21 protein-coding genes are annotated in these 22,287 nt (G+C 37.8%); 9 read left to right on the forward strand and 12 right to left on the reverse strand.

Features of this window, described 5'->3' with window-relative positions; translation table 11 throughout:
- Nucleotides 1–274 precede the first annotated feature (274 nt).
- From clpB to rluD, 3 genes are all read right to left on the reverse strand, one after another.
- A complete protein-coding gene (gene clpB / locus A6E03_RS18005) occupies nt 275–2,860 on the reverse strand; it encodes an ATP-dependent chaperone ClpB (RefSeq protein WP_065594345.1) in 2,586 nt (861 codons plus the stop codon).
- 95 nt (nt 2,861–2,955) lie between these two features.
- Nucleotides 2,956–3,687, reverse strand: a complete 732-nt coding sequence (gene pgeF, locus A6E03_RS18010; RefSeq protein WP_065601440.1) for a peptidoglycan editing factor PgeF — start codon at nt 3,685–3,687, stop codon at nt 2,956–2,958.
- On the reverse strand, nt 3,688–4,662 hold the full coding sequence (rluD, locus tag A6E03_RS18015) for a 23S rRNA pseudouridine(1911/1915/1917) synthase RluD (RefSeq protein WP_065601441.1): 975 nt from the start codon (nt 4,660–4,662) through the stop codon (nt 3,688–3,690). It lies immediately after the preceding gene.
- 161 nt (nt 4,663–4,823) lie between these two features.
- On the opposite strand from rluD, the gene bamD reads away from it, so the two are divergent.
- From bamD to yjjX, 4 genes are all read left to right on the forward strand, one after another.
- The gene (gene bamD / locus A6E03_RS18020; RefSeq protein WP_065594350.1) at nt 4,824–5,549 is read left to right on the forward strand and encodes an outer membrane protein assembly factor BamD; all 726 of its coding nucleotides are present in this window, start codon (nt 4,824–4,826) and stop codon (nt 5,547–5,549) included.
- Between the two features lie 362 nt (nt 5,550–5,911).
- Nucleotides 5,912–6,283 (forward strand): ribosome hibernation-promoting factor, HPF/YfiA family, encoded by a 372-nt coding sequence (gene raiA, locus A6E03_RS18025; protein WP_065594342.1) that lies wholly within the window; start codon nt 5,912–5,914, stop codon nt 6,281–6,283.
- A gap of 118 nt (nt 6,284–6,401) precedes the next feature.
- Entirely contained in the window at nt 6,402–7,580 is a 1,179-nt protein-coding gene (gene pheA, locus A6E03_RS18030; protein ID WP_065594341.1) for a prephenate dehydratase, read from the forward strand.
- Between the two features lie 74 nt (nt 7,581–7,654).
- On the forward strand, nt 7,655–8,173 hold the full coding sequence (yjjX, locus tag A6E03_RS18035) for an inosine/xanthosine triphosphatase (protein ID WP_065594340.1): 519 nt from the start codon (nt 7,655–7,657) through the stop codon (nt 8,171–8,173).
- On the opposite strand, the gene trpR is transcribed toward yjjX, so the two are convergent.
- Nucleotides 8,130–8,468, reverse strand: coding sequence for a trp operon repressor (gene trpR / locus A6E03_RS18040; protein WP_065594339.1), 339 nt, complete (start codon nt 8,466–8,468; stop codon nt 8,130–8,132). The two genes, yjjX and trpR, sit on opposite strands and share 44 nt — an antisense overlap.
- A 68-nt stretch (nt 8,469–8,536) precedes the next feature.
- Nucleotides 8,537–10,486, reverse strand: a complete 1,950-nt coding sequence (gene sltY / locus A6E03_RS18045) for a murein transglycosylase (RefSeq protein WP_255310666.1) — start codon at nt 10,484–10,486, stop codon at nt 8,537–8,539.
- 170 nt (nt 10,487–10,656) lie between these two features.
- Here sltY and ettA point away from each other — a divergent pair, with 170 nt between their 5' ends.
- The 3 genes from ettA (at nt 10,657) to A6E03_RS18060 (ending at nt 13,850) form a co-directional block, all read left to right on the forward strand.
- Nucleotides 10,657–12,324, forward strand: a complete 1,668-nt coding sequence (gene ettA / locus A6E03_RS18050; protein WP_065601442.1) for an energy-dependent translational throttle protein EttA — start codon at nt 10,657–10,659, stop codon at nt 12,322–12,324.
- Nucleotides 12,325–12,453: 129 nt separating this feature from the next.
- Entirely contained in the window at nt 12,454–12,816 is a 363-nt protein-coding gene (locus A6E03_RS18055) for a PilZ domain-containing protein (RefSeq protein WP_065594337.1), read from the forward strand.
- 20 nt (nt 12,817–12,836) lie between these two features.
- A complete protein-coding gene (locus tag A6E03_RS18060; RefSeq protein ID WP_065594336.1) occupies nt 12,837–13,850 on the forward strand; it encodes a M23 family metallopeptidase in 1,014 nt (337 codons plus the stop codon).
- Between the two features lie 70 nt (nt 13,851–13,920).
- Here A6E03_RS18060 and tyrA read toward each other — a convergent pair whose 3' ends face one another.
- The 7 genes from tyrA to ffh all read right to left on the reverse strand — a co-directional run bounded on the left by tyrA (nt 13,921) and on the right by ffh (nt 19,953).
- The gene (gene tyrA / locus A6E03_RS18065; RefSeq protein WP_065601443.1) at nt 13,921–15,054 is read right to left on the reverse strand and encodes a bifunctional chorismate mutase/prephenate dehydrogenase; all 1,134 of its coding nucleotides are present in this window, start codon (nt 15,052–15,054) and stop codon (nt 13,921–13,923) included.
- 6 nt (nt 15,055–15,060) lie between these two features.
- Nucleotides 15,061–16,134, reverse strand: coding sequence for a 3-deoxy-7-phosphoheptulonate synthase (locus A6E03_RS18070; protein WP_065601444.1), 1,074 nt, complete (start codon nt 16,132–16,134; stop codon nt 15,061–15,063).
- A 213-nt stretch (nt 16,135–16,347) separates the two neighbouring features.
- Entirely contained in the window at nt 16,348–16,701 is a 354-nt protein-coding gene (gene rplS / locus A6E03_RS18075) for a 50S ribosomal protein L19 (protein WP_065594333.1), read from the reverse strand.
- A 40-nt stretch (nt 16,702–16,741) separates the two neighbouring features.
- Nucleotides 16,742–17,491, reverse strand: a complete 750-nt coding sequence (trmD, locus tag A6E03_RS18080) for a tRNA (guanosine(37)-N1)-methyltransferase TrmD (protein WP_065594332.1) — start codon at nt 17,489–17,491, stop codon at nt 16,742–16,744.
- 22 nt (nt 17,492–17,513) lie between these two features.
- A complete protein-coding gene (gene rimM / locus A6E03_RS18085; protein ID WP_065594331.1) occupies nt 17,514–18,041 on the reverse strand; it encodes a ribosome maturation factor RimM in 528 nt (175 codons plus the stop codon).
- Between the two features lie 26 nt (nt 18,042–18,067).
- The gene (rpsP, locus tag A6E03_RS18090) at nt 18,068–18,316 is read right to left on the reverse strand and encodes a 30S ribosomal protein S16 (protein WP_026025303.1); all 249 of its coding nucleotides are present in this window, start codon (nt 18,314–18,316) and stop codon (nt 18,068–18,070) included.
- Between the two features lie 260 nt (nt 18,317–18,576).
- Nucleotides 18,577–19,953 (reverse strand): signal recognition particle protein, encoded by a 1,377-nt coding sequence (gene ffh / locus A6E03_RS18095; RefSeq protein ID WP_065594330.1) that lies wholly within the window; start codon nt 19,951–19,953, stop codon nt 18,577–18,579.
- A 151-nt stretch (nt 19,954–20,104) separates the two neighbouring features.
- On the opposite strand from ffh, the gene A6E03_RS18100 reads away from it, so the two are divergent.
- The gene (locus A6E03_RS18100) at nt 20,105–20,899 is read left to right on the forward strand and encodes an inner membrane protein YpjD (protein WP_065594329.1); all 795 of its coding nucleotides are present in this window, start codon (nt 20,105–20,107) and stop codon (nt 20,897–20,899) included.
- Nucleotides 20,900–21,000: 101 nt separating this feature from the next.
- Nucleotides 21,001–22,269, forward strand: a complete 1,269-nt coding sequence (locus A6E03_RS18105; RefSeq protein ID WP_065601445.1) for an HlyC/CorC family transporter — start codon at nt 21,001–21,003, stop codon at nt 22,267–22,269.
- Nucleotides 22,270–22,287 lie beyond the last annotated feature (18 nt).

The raw sequence follows: 22,287 nt of genomic DNA on the forward strand, positions 1-22,287 counted from the left end.
AAATTTTTAAAGAGCAAACTTCAAGTTTTGAAGCCTTTCGGCTTTCCCTTGAAGCGGACGGTTATAATACTCACTTAATATTAAGTGTCAAGCACTTAACTTAATAAATAATTAAAACAACCTCACTAAACATTGAACTTCGATTTGACTCATCTGTTCCGTGTCAGTGAGGCGGCATTATAGAGAGTCTTTAGTTTCATGCAACTGTTTTTTAGTAAAATAACCAAAAAACAGTTTAAGTGATTAAAATTAACTCAACTCGCTTATTTACCCATCAAAAGTCGTCGTTTTGAGTGGTAATTAGCTGATTATCTTTCACCTTTAGCTTAATCACTTCACCTGTTCTTAATTTTCCACTTAAAATATCTTGGGCTAACGGGTTCTCTATATAAGTCTGAATCGCTCGTTTTAATGGTCTTGCGCCATAAACAGGATCAAAGCCTGCTTCCGCGATTAAATCTAAGGCTTCGCTCGTTATTTCTAACTGATAGTCTTTGTCATTCAAACGTTTTTCCAAACGTTGCAGCTGAATAGAAGCAATGTTCTTAATATGATCTTGGCCTAATGGATGAAAAACAACGGTTTCATCAACCCTATTCAAAAATTCAGGTCTAAAATGTTGCCCTACAACGTCCATAACTAAGGCTTTAATCCCTTCATAATCAAGCTCTCCAAAATGCTGTTGAATTTTATCAGAACCTAAATTAGAGGTCATAATGATTACGGTATTTTTAAAATCAACCGTACGGCCTTGACCATCGGTAAGTCTGCCATCATCTAATACCTGAAGAAGAATATTAAATACATCTGGATGTGCTTTTTCAACTTCATCAAGCAATAGAACAGAATAAGGCTTACGTCTAACTGCTTCAGTTAAGTAACCGCCCTCTTCATAACCAACGTAACCAGGAGGCGCACCGACTAACCTAGCGACTGAATGTTTCTCCATAAACTCAGACATATCAATTCGAACCATCGCATCTTCACTGTCAAACATAAAGTTTGCTAAAGATTTACATAATTCCGTTTTACCAACACCTGTTGGCCCCAAAAATAAAAAAGAACCAATTGGGCGATTAGGATCAGACAGCCCTGCTCTACTGCGTCGAATGGCATTCGATACTGCTTCAACCGCTTCTGCTTGTCCTATAACTCGTTTATGTAATTCACTTTCCATCTTTAACAATTTATCTCTTTCCCCTTCCAGCATTTTATTCACTGGAATGCCTGTTTGACGAGAAAGAACTTCAGCGATTTCACTGTCGGTAACTTTATTCTTTAATAAACTCATTTCTTGCATTTCAGCTTGCGCTGCAAGATCTAACTGTTTTTCTAATTCTGGAATTCGGCCATATTGCAGTTCTGACATACGGTTTAAATCTCCCGCACGTCGGGCAATATCCATATTACTTCTTGCTATATCCAGTTCTGTTTTTATATGCTGAGTTCCAGAAAGTGCCGCTTTTTCTGCTTTCCAAACTTCTTCCAGCTCTGAGTAGTCTCTTTCTTTTTCTCTCAATTCCAGGTTTAACGAATCGAGTCGTTTTAAACTGGCATCATCACTCTCTTTAACTAATGCTTGCTGCTCTATTTTTAATTGGATAATTTTACGTTCAAGCTTATCAAGAGATTCTGGTTTAGAATCAATTTCCATTCGAATACTTGACGCTGCCTCATCAATTAAATCAATCGCCTTATCTGGAAGTTGTCTATCTGATATATAACGATGAGATAATGTCGCTGCTGCAACAATAGCAGGGTCGGTAATTTCAACATGATGATGGATTTCATAGCGCTCTTTCAAGCCACGTAATATTGCAATCGTATCTTCTACTGTAGGTTCATCAACAATAACTTTTTGAAAGCGCCTTTCTAAGGCAGGATCTTTTTCTATATATTGACGATATTCATCTAATGTCGTGGCACCAACACAATGTAAATCACCACGAGCTAATGCAGGTTTAAGCATATTACCGGCATCCATAGAACCTTCGCCTTTACCTGCTCCAACCATGGTATGAACTTCATCAATGAAGAGAATGACATTACCTTCTTCTTTTGCCAGTTCATTTAAAACCGCTTTTAAGCGCTCTTCAAACTCACCTCGAAATTTAGCCCCAGCAATCAACGCACCAATATCTAAAGACAACACTCTTTTATGTTTCAAGCCTTCAGGTACTTCACCATTAATAATGCGTTGAGCTAACCCCTCAACGATGGCTGTTTTACCGACACCTGGCTGCCCAATAATAACGGGGTTATTTTTAGTTCGTCTTTGAAGAACCTGAATCGTTCTACGTATTTCATCATCACGCCCAATAACAGGGTCCAACTTACCTTGCTCTGCTCGCTCAGTAAGATCTACTGTAAACTTTTCTAATGCTTGACGTTTTTCTTCTGCATTTTGATCATTTACCTTTTCTCCACCACGGATATCATCAATTGATTTTGATATTTTAGCTTCGGTAAGTCCAAGATTTCTAAATAAATTACCTAATGGGCCTTTATCCTCAATAGCTGCAAGCATGAATATTTCTGAGGATATATAAGCGTCTTTGCGTTTTTGAGCTATTTTGTCACATAGATTAAAAATAATCCCCATACTAGATGACAGCTGAACATCACCACCGATACCTGTAACTTTTGGGATTTTATCGAGAATTTCAGAAAGCTTTGATCGAAGTTGAGTCGCATCAATATTAAGTAAGATTAATAATGGTCTGATTGTACTTCCATCTTGGTTTAATAAAGCCACCATTAAGTGCGTTGGCTCGATATATTGATGATCTTGACCTAATGCTAATGATTGAGCATCTGAAATGGCGATTTGAAATTTACTAGTGAATCGTTCTAAACGCATAACCCTCTCCTACAGAAGAAAAGTAAGTAACTATTACTTCTTAAATGGGGTTTATTTGTTTATAAATCAACTGATGAGAATGGAAATAAAAAGGATTATTCGAACCAAATTAAAGTTGCTTGACGACCAGTCTCTCCCTCTTTTCGATAAGAGAAAAATTGATCTGTATTTGAATAAGTGCAAAGGCTTGAGTAATAAACTTCTTGTACACCAACACTCTGTAAGCGTTGAGTAGCAAGCAGTTCTAAATTAGCTAACCATTTATCTCGGTTATGACTCGGAGTAAAAGCGTTTATCGCTTGAAGATCTTGTTCACAAAACTGTAGTTTTACTTCATCACCAACTTCAAATGCAGTAGGCCCAATGGCTGGTCCACACCACGCAACAAGATAATTTGAAGAAAAATGCTTAACTGTATTTTCTAAGATACCATCAAGAAGACCACGCCAGCCGGCATGAACTGCTGCAACTTCGGTTCCTTCTTTATTACAAATAACCACAGGTAAACAATCAGCAGTCATTACACAGCAAACTTGATTCGCTTGATTAGTATAAGCAGCATCAACAGAAGGTGGGTTAACGGAATCGGTATAAGGAAGAGTGATAACATCGGTTGAATGAATCTGATTTAACCACGTTGGTGCAGTCGGTAACTGCGCCAACGTAATCAGTTTTTCACGATTGAGCACAACATCATTATGATTGTCACCAACATGATCACCTAAATTCAAACTCGAAAATGGGGCTTTAGAAACACCATTTAATCGAGTTGTACTAACTACGTTAATATTTTTAGGAGCCGACCATTTTGGTAACAATAGCGACATTTAATACTCTTCCTCATGCAATAAACGTTCATCATCACGTAAAGCTTGAGATAGAGCAATCATATCATCAGGGATTGGTGCATGGAATTCCATGACTTCACCTGTAATTGGGTGATCAAAACGTAACATCGCAGCATGAAGAGCTTGACGGTTGAAACCACGGATCATATCAATCAGTTCTTCTGACGCACCTTTAGGGATACGAGCACGACCACCGTAAGCTGTATCACCTACTAATGGATGTTGGAGGAATGACATATGAACACGGATTTGGTGAGTACGACCAGTTTCAAGACGTAAGCGTAAACGAGTGTGAATACGGAAATGCTCAGCAACACGATAATGTGTAACTGCATCTTTACCTAATTCATGTACTGCCATTAGCGTACGTTTTTGAGGGTGACGTCCGATTGGTTTTTCAATCATACCGCCAGCCGTCATACGACCTAATACTACCGCTTCATATTCACGCGTGATCTTACGCTTTTGAAGCGCACGAACTAAACGTGTTTGAGCTGGTACAGTTTTCGCTACTACCATTAAACCCGTAGTGTCTTTATCTAGACGGTGCACGATACCTGCACGAGGCACCTCTGCAATACTTGGGTAATGGAATAATAATGCATTTAGTACCGTTTTATCCGGTGTACCAGCACCTGGATGAACTACGAAATCACGAGGTTTATTAATTACTAATAAATCATCATCTTCATAAACAATATCCAGAGGAATATCTTGAGCTAACCAACGTTGCTCATCTTCTAGTTCCGCCTTAACTAAAATTTCTTCACCGCCCATCATTTTTACACGAGCTTTAGTGATAACTTCACCGTTTACGGAAATTTTACCAGCTAACACCCATTCTTTGATGCGTGAACGCGAGAAATCAGAAAACAACTCTGCTGCAGCTTGATCTAAACGCTGGCCTAGTTGGCTATCTTTTACTGTACTTGTTAACTCTATTTGTTGTGCCATATCGAACTTTTTTTAAATTAGTGGTACTAATACCAAACAAATACATCATATTTGGTATCATCAACACTGTAAGTGAAATAAACTATCGACCATTGTATCTGTTAACGACGGATTTCGTAATGGATAACTTCAGTTTTTTTAGTCAAGGATCATTTTCAAGCATGAAACGCTTAACACTTTCTTCATTATTAGCAGTATCTTTACTGATGGGCTGCTCAAGCAGTGATGATGTTATTCCTGATATCCCACCATCAGAATTATATTCTCAGGCTCAAGTCTCTTTACAGGCAGGTAATTGGACAAGTGCAATTGAACGTCTTGAAGCTCTCGATTCTCGTTACCCATTTGGCGCTTACTCTGAACAAGTTCAATTAGACTTAATTTACGTATATTACAAAAATGATGACTTAGCTTTGGGCTTAGCAACTATCGAACGCTTTACTCGTTTAAACCCAACAAACCCGAAAGCTGATTGGGTATTGTATATGCGTGGCCTAACTCATATGGCTCAAGATCGTAGCTTTATGCACGATCTTTTTAGAATAGACCGCTCAGATAGAGATCCCGAACCAGCTCGTGCAGCATTTAAAGACTTTAAACGTTTATTAGAGCGTTACCCAAATAGTTTATACGCTGAAGATTCGCAAACTCGTATGTTTTCTTTAAAAAATCGATTAGCTGAGTATGAATTAGCCACAGCAGATTTTTACTTACGTAGAGAAGCATGGATTTCTGCCATCAATCGTAGCCAAGAATTACAACGAACGTATCCAGATACTGAAGCCGCAAGAAAATCACTAACGATTATGTTAGCTGCATATAAAGAATTGAAATTAGAAGATGCTATTGCTCGAACAGAAGAACTTATTGCATTGAATCCAGAATAAATTTTCAGTAAAAACAATAAAAGCCGTGTCTTATCATTAAGGCACGGCTTTTTTATATCTGATATTTACATAAAGGATGTTCAAACTCACAAAACATGGAAGATTAAAAAATAACCATTGAAAACAGTAGGTTGAACTTAGTCCCTAAAAACGAAAATTTTCAGTAATCAACCCTTCCAATCTACCTATTTTAGGCAATTCATCAAGTTTTTTTTCAAAAAAAATTCTCAGGGTTTGTTTGAGATCACATCAACATACCTAATTACGAATACTATTTAAAATGGTGATCTAGATCACTTTATTTTACTGCTGGATCCGTAATCTGGATACATGCCAAACGGGGCAAGAGAGAGGAAAATCATATGAAAGTAGAAATCACTGGTAACAACATCGACATCACTCCAGGCATCCGTGAACGTATTGAAGGGAAATTTAAAAAATTAGAAGAAAAAAGAAATCTAGATATTATTGGCCGTCACGCTAGCGTTACGAAACGCGCAAATGGTAAGCATAAAGTAGAGGCACAAGTCGCTATCGCCGGAGGCAAAGTTGCTGCATCAGCAGAACAAGAAGACCTATTTGGTGCAATTAGAGAGATGTACCAAAAACTAGAACGCCAACTAGATAAGTTACAACATAAAGGCGAAGCTCGTAGAGCAACTCATGCTCAAGCACCTATTGCTGAAGAGCCAGAAGTTGACCTAGAAGAAGAAGAGGAATACGAACAACAGTAAAATCGGCCAACTCAAAATTTTCTGAAACAGCGCTCATTTGAGCGCTGTTTTCTCTTGACGCAAACTGACTAATTCCTTTATTGTGAATTAATTCTTAATTTACTAGGTTTGCATATTCATGACTGATCCCATCTATTCTCTCGACGATATTCGTTTACGCCTCAATGAACTTGATAACGAATTATTAAAACTTTTTTCTGAACGTCGTAAGCTCAGTCTTGAAGTTGCTAAAAGCAAAGTCCAAACCGCCAAGCCTGTCCGTGACCCAAAACGCGAACAACAGCTACTTGTTAAATTAATTAAAAACGGCAAGGCGTTCGATCTTGATGCTTATTACATAACTCAATTATTTCATACCATTATTGAAGACTCTGTTTTACTTCAACAAGAATATTTTCAAAATCTAGCAAATCCTGAATTAAGTAGAAAACCAGTAGCAAGAGTTGCTTATCTTGGCTCAAAAGGCTCTTATTCAAATCTAGCAAGTCGTCGTTATTTCAGTAAGAAAAATATTGAACTAGCTGAACTTGGTTGTGAAAACTTCAGAGAAGTAATAAAAACAGTTGAGTCAGGGCATGCTGACTACGGTGTGTTACCAATAGAAAACACAAGCTCTGGTTCTATCAACCAAGTTTATGATTTACTTCAACATACTAGCTTATACATTGTTGGTGAACTTACTCAGCAAATCGACCATTGCTTACTAACCACCACAGAGACGTCTCTTGAATCGATTAAAACATTATACTCTCATCCCCAACCACATGAACAATGCAGTGAGTTTTTAAACCGTTTAGACAACGTAGAGCTGATCTCTTGTGCGAGCACTGCTGATGCAATGATTACCGTAAAAGAATTAAACTCACCAGACGTCGCAGCCATTGGTAATTCTGATAGCGGTAAACTTTACGGTCTTCAATCATTAATTACCAACATTTCAAACCAAACAGAAAATCAAACTCGATTCATTGTTGTTGCAAGAAAGCCAGTTGATGTATCAGAACAAATACCAGCAAAAACAACTTTGATTATGTCTACTTCACAAGATGCCGGCTCATTAGTTGAATCATTACAGGTTTTACGTAAATACGGTATTAATATGACAAAACTAGAATCTCGTCCTATTATGGGCAATCCTTGGGAAGAGATGTTTTATATTGATCTGCAAGCGCATTTGAAATCTAAAGCCATGAGCTCAGCTATTGAAGAGTTAACATCTATTACTCAATATTTAAAAGTTCTCGGTTGTTACCCAATAGAGAATGTAACTCCTACAGATATTCCTCAAATAAAATAGTTAACTCTGTAATGATAAAATGAACTGACACAAACATTGTATCGGTTCATTAATATAAAGGACTGCATTTCCACATGGCACATAACGTTATTATTGCGTCACTTAACCCGGCAAAAATACATGCTGTAGAATCAGCATTCACTCAAGCATTTCCTAATATTAATTTTGTTTTTCAAGGTATTGCCGTTGAGAGTGGCGTTGCAGACCAGCCAATGAGCTGTATTGAAACAAAACAAGGGGCATTAAACCGAGTAAATAATGCTAAATCCTTACATCCAAAAGCAAATTATTACGTTGGATTAGAAGCTGGTATAGAAAATACGGCAACTTTTGCTTGGATGATAATAGATAATGGTTTAATGGTTGGTGAATCGAGATCATCAAGTTTACCTCTTCCTCCTAGCGTTATTGCCGCGGTGAATGAAGGGAAGGAACTTGGGGATGTAATGGATGAACAATTTAAAACCGAAAACATAAAGCAGAAAGGTGGGGCTATTGGTCTATTAACCAATAACCTATTAACAAGAAGTTCGGTTTACCAACAAGCGCTTACTCTTGCTCTAATCCCTTTTCTTCATCCTGAACGTTTTTAGCACTTTTTTGAAGTAACGCCATTAGCCATTCTTTTTCATCCTGAGTATGGCTTTTTAATTCATTAGACCCTCGAGTTATCGTTGCAACACCAACACCAAGTAATTGGCTTATTTGTCGTTGACTTAAATCACCTTGCAATAATTCATGACAAATATTGACTCGAGCTATTAAGGCATCACGTTCATCAGGAGTCATCAACATAGTCAATAAAGATTGATGTTTACCTTGCTCTGCTGCATTCGCTATCAATGCCATCACTTGTGACCAATCTGAATATTTTGCTGAACCTGACATAAAATCCTCATTACCATAATAAAAAAGGGAGCACTTAAGCCCCCTACTTTATAATCAATTTAAAATAATTAATACTCTAAATTCAGTTCCTTCTCTGACAAGAAAGAGCCTTTTTCACCAAGTAAACTACGGTAGTACGTTTCAAACATTAAAATATTTTGTACGTAGCCACGTGTTTCTTTGAAGGGAATTGCTTCTATAAACGCATAAACATCGAGCTTTTCATCAGAAACTGCTCTCCATCGTTTTACACGGTGAGGTCCAGCATTATAACCCGCTAACGCAAAGATCCTATTCCCATCATAATCATCCATTAATCCTTTTAGATAATTCGAACCAATATGAATGTTTACATCAACATTATTTAAACTACTAACACCTTCGTATTTATCATAATCAATTTTCTTGGCTGTATACTTCGCGGTTGCTGGCATAATTTGCATTAAACCACGCGCGCCAACAGGTGATTTAGCTTCTGCATATAACGCGCTCTCTTGGCGAGATAGTGACATTAGCGTCACCTTATCTAAATCTAACTCTTTACTGTAATGTCCAAACCACCACTGATGTGCAATAGGAAAACGTAAACTCAAATACCCCCACATTCTCCCCTTAATAGTGGCAAGTACAGTAAAGTGATGCCAACGATGTTGAGCTGCATAACTCGCAAGTTCTTTCACTTCATTCTTTGATGCTCTATTAAGTAAATATTCCCACTCACTTTTTGCTGTTGATATTTCATCAATAGTAATCAGTTCCTTAATTCGAGCTAACTCACTCTTATATTTTTCTTTTACTAGCTTAATATTAGTTGGAGCAATATTCATTGGGTATTGAATCGGCTCACCTAAAATATTTGCAGCCGCAACACTGTAAAAATTACGCTTCCCAAGCAACTTTTGTAATCGAGCATTGGCTTTATCATCTTCGCCATTTTCACTTTCAATGCGAGCTTGCCAGAACTGCCAACGTAATGAAGCTTGAGCCTTAGGCGTTAAATACGTTATCCATTGGCTCATATCGTCCCAGTCGGCAGCACGAATAGCAACACGTATACGGCGTTCAATAAACGAATCTTCTGGATATTTTTCAAGCTGAGAATCTCGCCAAGTAGCCAATTCATCTGAATCGGTGGACATTATGCTACTCACAATACGATGCGTGATTTTTATTGATTCTTTTTCTGTGAACTTCTGTTTCTTTGCTATGGAAGGAAGAATTTCAATCGCTTTACGTGGATCTTTTCTTGCTTCTCTTTCCATGGAAATAAAAGTTAATTTTTTCGTAAACTCAGACGGTTTATTTTTAGCCGAAAACGAAACCAGTAAGTCAGGATCATTAAATAAAGCAATAATATCTTTCGCCTGTTCTTTTGCTTTATCTGACACTAGCATCTTTTCTAAATAAGAAAATAAACTGTTATTACGAGCCTTATACACCAGTAACATTCGATCGATAATTAACTTATCCGTTAACTTGCCGTCATCAGACCATGCTTTAAATAAATCATCACATTCATAGGTAACAGACCCCCCTGTTAGCCATAATTTTTCAGTGCCTTTCCATGCTGTTTTTTTATCTCCAAGCTCATTTTTTGCTTGGTAGTAATAACATTGTAAATTTGTGCTACTTGGTTCATTAGGAAAGTAATCAAGAAATTCTTTCCAACGTTCATTTAAGCCAAGTACTACTAAATATTGATAATCTAAAGAATTGCCAATCGCTAATGTTTTATGTGCGTGTCTAAATAGTCGAATATCATCAGGCGTCTTAGAGGCTAAATCCATTCGTAATTCACGATAATCTAAATAAGGGGTAAGTGGATAATCTTCTAAATTTTCTCTTACTTTTATGTACTCATCAAACTTCTTTTCATTAAGCAATTCCTTTGCTTCTTGGTATTGAATTCGTGATTCATCTATCGATAATGCCTCAACGGTATGCACACTCATTCCAATGCACAACACGGCCATCATCCCTAACTTCTGCTGTGTGTATTTCATTGATACTTTAAACACCTAATTTCCAACCTTTTCATCAACACATTGAGTATGAGACAGAGTTAAATAACTCTCTAATTCTTCTTTGAGTTTACTTATATTACCCTAGTAACTACCAAAATGAGTGTTAAACTATGTATCATAAATAGTAAAATAATATTTCCGTTAACCAACTCTAATAAGTGATTATGGCTGAATACGTATATACAATGTCACGAGTGAGCAAAATTGTTCCTCCAAAAAGACAAATCCTGAAAGACATTTCTCTTAGCTTCTTCCCTGGTGCAAAAATCGGTGTTCTTGGCCTAAATGGATCAGGTAAATCAACACTACTTCGCATTATGGCTGGTCTTGATACCGATATTGATGGTGAAGCTCGTCCACAAAGTGGATTGAAAATTGGCTATCTACCACAAGAACCCGTTTTAGATGAATCAAAAACTGTTCGTGAAATTGTCGAAGAAGCGGTATCTGATGTCGCTGGTGCGCTAACTCGATTAGATGCTGTGTATGCTGCTTATGCAGAAGAAGATGCTGATTTTGATGCCTTAGCAAAAGAACAAGGTGAACTTGAAGCCCTTATTCAAGCAAAAGATGGTCATAATCTTGAAAATGCTTTAGAGCGTGCAGCGAATGCACTACGTCTTCCTGAGTGGGATGCAAAGATAGAATTTTTATCAGGTGGTGAACGCCGTCGTGTTGCGATTTGTCGTCTATTGCTTGAAAAACCAGACATGTTGCTTCTTGATGAACCAACCAACCACCTTGATGCTGAATCTGTTGCTTGGCTTGAGCATTTCCTTGTTGAGTACTCAGGTACTGTTGTGGCCATTACCCATGACCGTTATTTCTTAGATAACGCTGCAGGTTGGATCTTAGAGCTTGACCGTGGCGAAGGTATCCCATGGGAAGGTAACTATACGTCTTGGCTAGAACAGAAAGATGAACGTCTAAAACAAGAATCTTCGAAAGAAAATGCTCGTCAAAAAACGATAGAAAAAGAGCTTGAATGGGTTCGTCAAAACCCTAAAGGCCGCCAAGCTAAATCAAAAGCGCGTATGGCTCGCTTTGAAGAACTTCAAAATACAGATCATCAAAAACGTAATGAAACCAATGAACTGTTTATCCCGCCAGGTGAACGCTTAGGTGATAAAGTTCTTGAAGTGACTAACCTAACGAAATCGTTTGGGGATCGTGTATTAATTGATAACTTATCATTCAGTATGCCTAAAGGCGCTATCGTCGGTATTATCGGCGCCAATGGTGCAGGTAAATCAACACTATTTAAAATGCTAAGTGGTGCAGAAGAAGCCGATTCAGGTTCTATTGTATTGGGTGAGACAGTTAAGCTTGCTTCTGTTGATCAGTTCCGTGACAGCATGGACAATACAAAAACGGTTTTCCAAGAGATCTCTGAAGGTGCTGAAATCATCAAGATCAATAATTACGAAATCCCGGCACGTGCATACTGCTCTCGTTTTAACTTCCGCGGCAACGACCAACAGAAAATCATCGGCGATCTTTCTGGTGGTGAACGTAACCGAGTTCACTTAGCGAAACTATTGAAGACAGGCGGCAACGTACTATTACTCGATGAGCCAACCAATGACTTGGATGTTGAAACATTACGAGCATTAGAAGAAGCGCTTCTTGAGTTCCCTGGCTGTGCAATGGTTATCTCGCATGACCGTTGGTTCTTAGACCGTATCGCTACACACATCTTAGATTACCGTGATGAAGGCCAAGTAAGCTTCTTCGAAGGTAACTACACTGAATATAGCGAGTGGTTGAAGAAAACATTAGGTGCCCAAGCCGTTGAGCCTCATCGTATTAAATATAAACGTATGACAAAATAATTAATCATTTAATATATTAACTTGATGCTTATCATAAGGGCCGCATTATTGCGGCCTTTTTATTAGACTTACAACAAACCAGACGTCATACTTTCAAGTTAAGTTAAGTTATAATATAAGGATCGTATTATGATCGAACGTCGTAAATTTTCACGCGTAGTGTATCAAACTGATGTCATTCTTTTACATAATGGGACATCATTGCATGGATCTTTAATTGATTTATCTCTACACGGTTTACTCGTTGTGTTAGACGATGATTATGAACTGAAACCAAATACAAAGATGAACGTGAGATTTACCCTCAACGAGAGTGATATTCACATCATTGCTGAATGTGAACTTATTCAGAGAACAAATAATATACTAAGACTCTGTATTCAACATATAGATATTGATAGTATTAGCCACCTTAAACGCTTAATTGAACTCAATGTTGGTAATAGCGATATGTTATTACGTCAACTCTCAGAGCTAACCACATTAACCTAAAGTAATAAGTTGTTATTTCTATGCCAGATAAAATTCGTATTTCCGTTTCTCATAATAAGGGAACTCGTTTCTTCGCTATTTCTCCTAAACGGAAAAACCTTGTCATTTTATCTCTTTTACTTGGGCTTGGTTCATTCACATTAAGTGGTTTTGGATTACATTATTTTTATCAAAAACAACAAGCATCAGAGTTGGCGATTTCTCAACTTCAAGTACAAAATAGTGAACTCAATAACCTCATTATTGACAATAATAATAGCAATTATGAATTAACTCAGCAGCTTGAAGCAAAAGAAAATGAATTTATAGTTATTAGTCAAAGAGTTGAAGATGTTGAGTCCGTGCTTGGATTACAAGATATCTCTGAAGAAGATATTCAATTATCTGAAAAAACATTAGAACAACGACTAGACGTAGCAACCATTGATTCGGCAGTTAGGGCTACCATGTTTCGTTTGATACCAAACGATACACCAATGGATTTTATTCGAAACTCATCCAGTTTTGGAAGAAGAACCAACCCTATTTCAGGAAAAAGACAACGCCATTTAGGTCAAGACCTCACTTGTAAGCGTGGTACCGAAATTTATGCGCCTGCAGATGGCGTCGTTGAACTCGCTCGTCCAAGTAATAAAGGTTATGGTAATTTACTAAAAGTTCAGCATTCGTTTGGTTTTATGACAATGTATGCCCACCTACAAAAATTTAAAGTCCGCTCAGGACAATTTGTAAAGAAAGGTGAATTAATCGCTACCTGCGGTAATTCGGGCAATTCTACTGGGCCACACCTGCATTATGAAGTACGATTTCTAGGCAGAGTATTGAACCCTCAATCTTTTATCGATTGGACACCAGATCGCTTTGAGAGTTTATTTGAAAAAGAACGAAGTGTTAAATGGACTCCGCTCGTTGATATTATGAATAACATGGTAAAACTGCAGTTAAAATTAACGCAAAAACCAACCGTTGAGCAAATTGAAGCCATTAATACAGTAAAAGCAGAACAACAAGTGCCGATGCCAATAACTCAGTAAGTTAATTTTATCGAACATATAAAAAAGGTGAGCACATGCTCACCTTTTTTACTTTATATTCTTTGCTATATTACGTTCTTTCACGATGAATCGAATCATTAGCTTGTCTAAGTAAGCCCTTGCTTTCTATTAGAAATTGCTCTGCATAGTCTCCAAACCAATGCTCTACTTCTCTAAAGTTATCAATAAAACCAGCTCGATTATGATTCTCTAATAATGAAATCGCATCGCCAAAACGTTGGTGGAATCGCTTAATCATTTCAATATTCTCATCAGAAGAGAGAATAATATCAGCGTATAGATTGGGGTCTTGTGCAAACAATCGCCCTACCATCAATAACTCTAAGCGGTATATTGGTGAACTTAAATTAAGTAACTGTTCAATATCTGGGTTTTCCTTAGCAAGATGCTGACCATACGCAAATGAAGTAAAGTGGCGTAAAGCCTGAATTAATGTCATTCCATGATCATGCTCTGTTGCAGAGATATCTCGAACAATTGCCCCCCAAATTTCAAACTGATTTTTAAGCCAAGCGTAACTTTCTTTATTACGGCCATCGCACATAACAATCACTTGTTTCGCTAAACTTGGAATATCAGGGCCAAACATTGGGTGCAAACCAACAACTGGGCCTTTATGAATCTCCATCATTGCTTGAAGTGGCTTTTTCTTTATTGATGTTAAATCACACAGAATACAATCTTCAGGCAAGTCCGAAAGCTTATTGATTACGTCAACGGTTAAATTAATAGGAACGGTTACAACCACCATTCCAGCATCATCTAAAATTGTCTCTGCATTATTCCAATCTTTACTGCCAAGAATTCGTACTTCATAGCCAGATAGTCGAAACATTTTGGCAAATAAACCACCAAGTTGTCCATTACCACCAACCACTACAATTGGGCGTAATTCAGGTTTTAAACATTTAAAGCCTGAGTCATTTTCACTGCTATAAGATTCACGCATTGTTCGACGTAAAATATCTTCAATTAAGGATGGCGGAACTCCTTTATTTTCAGCTTCTTGTCGTCTTGAAGCAAGCATCGCAGCTTCTCTGCTTGGATCATAAATAGGCAATCCATGTGCACTTTTTACTTCACCCACTTGTTCAACTAAATGCAGACGTTGAGATAAAAGATCCAACATTTGTTTATCTACTGCATCAATTTGGTCGCGTAAATGACTCAGTTCTACCGCCATCTCGTTCTATCCTTTTAAACGATCTTCCAATACTGGAATTAATTCTTTATGAGTATGACGTAATAGTGCCTCAGTTGAATCCCAATTGATACATGCGTCTGTAATAGAAACCCCATATTGCATTTCAGATAATGGAATGTCAGAAGGTTGATTTCCTTCATTTAAATGACTTTCAATCATCAAACCTATAATTGATTTATTCCCTTCACGGATTTGATGAATAACATCTTCAGCAACCAATGGTTGACGACGGTAATCTTTACGAGAATTTGCATGGCTACAATCGATCATTAGTGCCGCATCAAGATTATATTTAGCCAACTCTTCTTCACATTCAGTGACTGATACTGAGTCATAATTTGTCTGCTTACCACCACGTAAAATTACATGGCCATTGGGGTTGCCTTGTGTGGTTAATAATGCAACCTGACCTTCACTATTAATACCCATAAAACGGTGACTTGAAGCCGCTGCTTGCATCGCATTGATTGAAGTAGACAGACTCCCGTCAGTGCCATTTTTAAAACCAACAGGGACAGATAAACCACTCGCCATTTCACGATGTGTTTGAGATTCAGTTGTACGTGCACCAATAGCCGCCCAACTAAATGTATCACCAATATATTGCGGACTAATTGGGTCAAGCGCTTCCGTAGCTAATGGCATTTCCATTTCAGCTAAATCAACAAGTAGCTGCCTTGCTGCGTGCAAGCCATGTTCTATATCAAAAGACCCATCAAGATGTGGATCATTAATTAATCCTTTCCAGCCAACGGTTGTTCTTGGTTTTTCAAAGTAAACGCGCATTACAATATACAGCTGATCTTTAAGATCTTCAGAGATCACCTTCAGGCGTTTAGCGTATTCTTTTGCTGCATCAATATCATGAATTGAACATGGACCACAAACAATCAATAAACGATGATCTCTTTTATGAATGATGTTTGAAATAGTTTGGCGAGATTGTTGGATAAACTGGCGTGCGTTATCACTTAATGGAATTTTGTTTTTTAACTCTTGCGGTGTGATCAGTACTTGCTCATCACTAATATTAATATTGCTTAGTTCGCTTTTTTTCATATTCTACACCTGTAAACTTTTATTTCCATTAAGAGTCTTTTAAGACGAATATAAATAATTTAACAGCTATGGGATGAAAATCAACCATTGTAATAAAATAAATACAAAATAATAAAATAGTAAAGAATTATTTACAATTAAATTTAAGCATAAAAAAAGGTGCGCTGATAACAGCGCACCTTTATAGCACATTTGAGAACGTTCTCGTGTGCGTTACTTTTTAGACAGCTTCTCTTTGATACGAGCTGATTTACCAGAACGCTCACGTAGGTAGTACAACTTGGCACGACGTACTGCACCGCGACGTTTAACTTCGATGCTGTTTACAACTGGAGAATGTGTTTGGAACGTACGCTCAACACCTTCACCGTTAGAAATTTTACGTACAGTAAACGCAGAGTGAAGACCACGGTTACGAATAGCGATTACAACGCCTTCGAAAGCCTGTAGACGCTCACGCTCACCTTCTTTAACTTTAACTTGAACTATAACAGTATCACCTGGTGAAAACTTAGGTAGATCTTGCTTTAGTTGCTCATCTTCAATAGCTTTAATGATGTTGCTCATTTTTGTATATCCTAGAATAAACTGATACTAAATTTCTTAATTACTTACTTTGCTGATGTTCTTCACGAACAAATTCAGCCAGTAATAATTCCTGTTCGTCAGTCAGAGCTAGATTTCCCAGGAGCTCTGGTCTTCTTAGCCAAGTACGGCCCAACGATTGTTTCATTCGCCAACGAGCGATATCTTTATGATTTCCAGATTTAAGTACACTAGGTACTTCCTTACCATCCAAAACCTCAGGTCTTGTATAGTGCGGACAATCTAACAAACCGTCAGCAAAAGAATCTTCTTCAGCGGACGCGAAATCACCTAGTACCCCCGGAACAAACCGAGAGACAGAATCAATCAACGTCATAGCAGGGAGTTCCCCGCCTGTAAGCACAAAATCCCCAATTGACCATTCTTCGTCAACTTCAGATTGTATTATGCGCTCATCTACACCTTCGTATCGACCGCAAATAAGAATTAAATTCTCGTTCGTGGCTAACTCCTCGACACCCGCTTGATTTAACGTACGGCCTTGAGGTGAAAGGTAAATAACTTTCGTTTTGCCTGGTGCTGCTTCTCTGGCTGCAGTAATGGCATCGCGCAAAGGCTGAACCATCATAAGCATACCAGGGCCACCACCATAAGGTCGGTCATCAACAGTGCGATGTTTATCTTGAGTGAAATCTCTAGGATTCCATGTCTCTATAGATAAAATACCTTTTTTAATAGCTTGGCTAGTTACCCCAAAATCGGTAACCGAACGGAACATTTCAGGAAATAGGCTTATAACCCCAACCCACATGTGCCCTCGCTTTACCTAGGGTTTAGAACCCAGGATCCCAGTCAACTTCGATCCGTTGAGCCTCACGATCAATTATTTTGATCACTTGCTCATCAATAAAAGGAATCAAACGTTCCTTTTTACCAAAAGCATCTTTCAGGTTTGCTTTGACTACAAGAACATCGTTTGATCCGGTTTCAAAGATGTCGTCAACAATACCTAGGCCGTAACCTTGGGTTGTGACCACTTCCATACCAAACAATTCACGCCAGTAGAATTCATCTTCTGACAGTTCAGGTAATACATCTGCTTTAACTGCAATTTCCAGATTAGTATAAGCTTGAGCTTCTTCTCTAACTTCTAACCCTTCCAGTTTGCACACCAAACCTTTATGACGTTTCCAGCTTTCGACTGAAAACTCGACCCACTCATCTTTTACTTTAATAAGTAAAGGTTTGTAGTCGAAAATACTTTCAGGTTGATCAGTAAAAGAAACTACTTTCAACCATCCACGAATACCATAGGAAGCTCCGAACTTACCTACAACAATTACTTCGTCTTGCTTACTCATAAAATCTTTACCTTTAACCAACTAAATTAAGCCGCTTTGTTAGCGTCTTTAACTAGCTTAGCTACACGATCAGAAAGACCAGCGCCTAAACCAACCCAATGGTTAACGCGATCAAGATCTAAACGAAGACCTTCTTCTTGACCTTGTGCTGTAGGGTTAAAGAAACCTACTTTCTCAATGTAACGACCAGTTGATTTAAAACGGCTGTCCGCTACTACGATTTGATAAAATGGACGCTTCTTAGCGCCGTGACGTGCCAAACGAATGGTAACCATATCGTCCTCTATTTGCTTCGTACAAAAATTAAATTGGCTCAAAAAAAATAATTTTTATTGAGCCCTCGTGCCAAAATAAAGCCCCGGAATTTTACTCTTATGAGTTTTCAATGCAAGGGCTTTAGCTACTTTTTCGCCAATTATTTCTGTAATTAGTGAAAAAATTAGGTAAAAAAGGTGCGCTAGGTTAAATTTATCAATAAATTAACTTGTCGCACCTTGTTATCTGGTTTTTACATTTGGAGAATGTGAATTAACAGTTAGCGACCAAAGCCACCCATACCGCCCATTCCACCGCCCATCATTCCTTGCATATTACGCATCATGCCTTTCATTCCACCCTTCTGCATTTTTTTCATCATTTTTTGCATTTGAGTAAATTGTTTCAGCATTCGATTTACATCTTGTACTTGAGTACCAGAACCTGCTGCAATACGCTTTTTACGTGAACCTTTAATTAGCTCTGGACGTTGACGTTCTTTCATTGTCATGGAATTAATAATTGCTTCCATTTGATTGAACATTTTATCATCCACTTTATCTTTAACATTATCGGGCAACTGAGACATTCCTGGGAGCTTATCCATCATGCCCATCATGCCGCCCATATTTGTCATCTGACCAAGCTGCTCACGAAAATCTTCAAGATCAAACCCTTTTTTCTCTTTGAACTTTTTCGCTAATCGTTCTGCTTTTTCTTTATCTACGTTCTTCTCTAGATCTTCAATTAAAGAAAGAACATCACCCATACCTAAAATACGAGAAGCTATACGTTCTGGATGGAACGGTTCTAGTGCATCCGTTTTTTCGCCTACACCCAAGAATTTAATTGGTTTACCCGTAATATGGCGAACCGATAACGCAGCACCGCCACGAGCATCACCATCAACTTTGGTTAGAATCACACCTGTAAGCGGTAAAATATCACCAAAAGCTTTTGCAGTATTCGCAGCATCTTGACCCGTCATTGCATCAACAACAAATAACGTTTCAATTGGATTCACATGCTCATGAAGCTGCTTAATTTCTTCCATCATTTCCGTATCAACAGCTAGACGACCAGCGGTATCCACGATAACAACATCAAAAAACTTTAATTTAGCGTGACTAATTGCACCATCAACAATATCAATTGGCTTTTGATCTGCACTTGATGGGAAGAAATCTACTTCAACTTCTGCCGCTAATGTTTCTAATTGCTTGATTGCCGCTGGACGATATACATCGGCAGATACAACAAGTACTTTCTTTTTATCTCTTTCTTTTAATAGCTTCGCTAATTTACCGGTACTGGTCGTTTTACCCGCACCTTGTAAACCTGCCATTAAAATAACCGCAGGCGGCTGACACGCTAAATTAAGAGCCTCATTTGAGTCTCCCATAATAGCTTCTAGTTCCGACTGAACGATTTTAATGAATTCTTGACCTGGAGTTAAGCTTTTAGATACCTCAACCCCTACAGCATTTTCTTTTATTCGTTTAACAAAATCACGAACAACAGGCAAAGCAACATCAGCTTCTAATAGAGCCATGCGTACTTCACGTAACGTTTCTTTAATGTTGTCTTCTGTTAATCGACCTTTACCACTGATATTTTTCAGGGTCTTGGATAGTCTATCCGTTAAATTATCAAACATATTCTGCGCCTACTTTGCGACCATATCTCCGATTATACCTAAATCTGAGACGTTATAATTAAAATTTTTTATACTAACTGAATCACACCTACCGAGATTGGCCTCTAGAGGGTATAATCAAATTGTTGATAAATTAGATGAACTGTTAATTATGGATGCCATTACAGCAATTAGTGCTGCACTTTTTTACTTTCTTGCTTTAGCTTTTATTGTTCCAGGCTTAGCAGGTCAAAATAAAATTCAAACCAATGTTGTATTTATATGCGCATCTCTTGCGTTGCTTCTTCATGCCTGGCAATTAAAAGAGCTAATTCTCAACAGTTTTGGACAAAATCTAAGTATTTTAAATGTCGCGTCTCTCATTAGTTTTATTATCTCTTTGGTAATGAGCGCTGCAATGCTTAAATTTAGAGTGTGGTTTATTCTACCTGTTGTTTATAGCTTCTCTGCTATTAATTTATTAGCTGCCACTTTCTTACCGGGTGCTTTTATTACCCATTTAGAAACGCACCCAAGTCTACTAATTCATATATCGTTAGCATTATTCGCGTACTCTACACTAATGATAGCGACTCTTTATGCTCTACAACTTGCTTGGCTTGATCATAAACTAAAAAGTAAAAAATCATTAACACTCAATCCTAACCTTCCTCCATTAATGATGGTGGAACGTCAACTTTTCAAGATCATTCTTGTGGGTTTAGGGCTATTAACTCTAACTTTATTGACAGGCCTCACATTCATTCAAGATATGTTTGCTCAAGGCAAAGCTCATAAGGCTGTGCTTTCATTTTTAGCTTGGATTATCTATGCCGTATTAACTTGGGGACATTACCGTCAAGGCTGGCGTGGACAAAAGGCACTATGGTTTAGTCTTACTGGGGCTTTTTTATTAACTCTTGCCTATTTTGGTAGCCGTTTTGTTCAAGAAGTTATTCTTACTTAATAACGATAATCCGCTCATTTTTCACGATCAAAATTGACATCATTACCATTAGTATTGATAAATACGTTTTACTATTATTTTAAAATTGAGGACTTAGACACTTGGACGACATATCAACCGGCGCCCTATTTACTCTACTTGCTGTACTTATTGTTATCTCAGGTTACTTCTCCAGTTCAGAAACTGGCATGATGTCCTTAAACCGCTATCGCTTAAAGCACCTATCGAATCAAGGTCATAAAGGTGCAAAACGTGTAGAAAAATTATTAAGTCGCCCTGACCGTCTTATTGGGCTGATCCTTATCGGAAATAACCTTGTTAATATCCTTGCCTCTGCTATTGCCACCATACTAGGTATGCGTCTTTATGGTGATTATGGTGTTGCTATTGCCACTGGTATTTTAACTCTTGTTATCCTTGTCTTTGCTGAGGTTACACCAAAAACACTAGCCGCAATGTACCCTGAACGAGTCTCTTATAGCAGTAGTATTGTACTTAACATTCTAATGAAGCTACTTTCTCCTCTCGTTATTTTAGTGAACTTAATTACTAACGGTTTTTTAAAAATACTCGGCCTTGGTACACATAGTGGTAATAAAGATAACTTAAGTTCAGAAGAATTGCGTACCGTTGTACATGAAGCTGGCGGACTAATCCCTCGTCGACACCAAGAAATGCTTATTTCAATTTTAGATTTAGAACACGTAACTGTAAACGATATTATGGTGCCTCGCAGTGAGATCACTGGTATCGATATTAATAATGACTGGAAATCAATTTCTCGCCAATTAGCGCATTCTCCTCATGGTCGAATTGTTCTGTATAGAGATCAAATTGATGAAGTTGTCGGAATGCTTCGCTTACGAGAATCATACCGTTTGATGCTTGAAAAAAACGAGATGACAAAAGAAACCTTATTAAGAGCAGCTGATGAGATTTACTTTATTCCTGAAGCGACGCCATTAAACAGCCAATTATTAAAATTTCAGCGTAATAAAGAACGTATTGGTCTTGTTGTAGATGAATATGGCGACATCCAAGGTTTAGTGACTCTTGAAGATATTTTAGAAGAGATCGTGGGCGAGTTTACCACATCAATGGCACCAAGCTTAGCTGAAGAAATAATGCCTCAACCTGACGGTAGCTTTATGATAGAAGGCAGCGCCAATATCAGAGATATAAATAAAGGGCTAAAATGGGATTTACCAACTGATGGTCCAAGAACATTAAACGGCTTAATTCTTGAGCATTTGGAGGAAATACCAAAAACGAACATTAATTTGGAAATTGAACAGCACAATATGAAAATCATTGCCGTTGAAGAAAACAAGATTAATTTAGTTAAAGTGTTCCCAAGTTCAAAAAAATAAAATACCGCTTAAAAAAAT

This window comes from Aliivibrio sp. 1S128 (assembly GCF_001691065.1).
Lineage (GTDB): Bacteria > Pseudomonadota > Gammaproteobacteria > Enterobacterales > Vibrionaceae > Aliivibrio.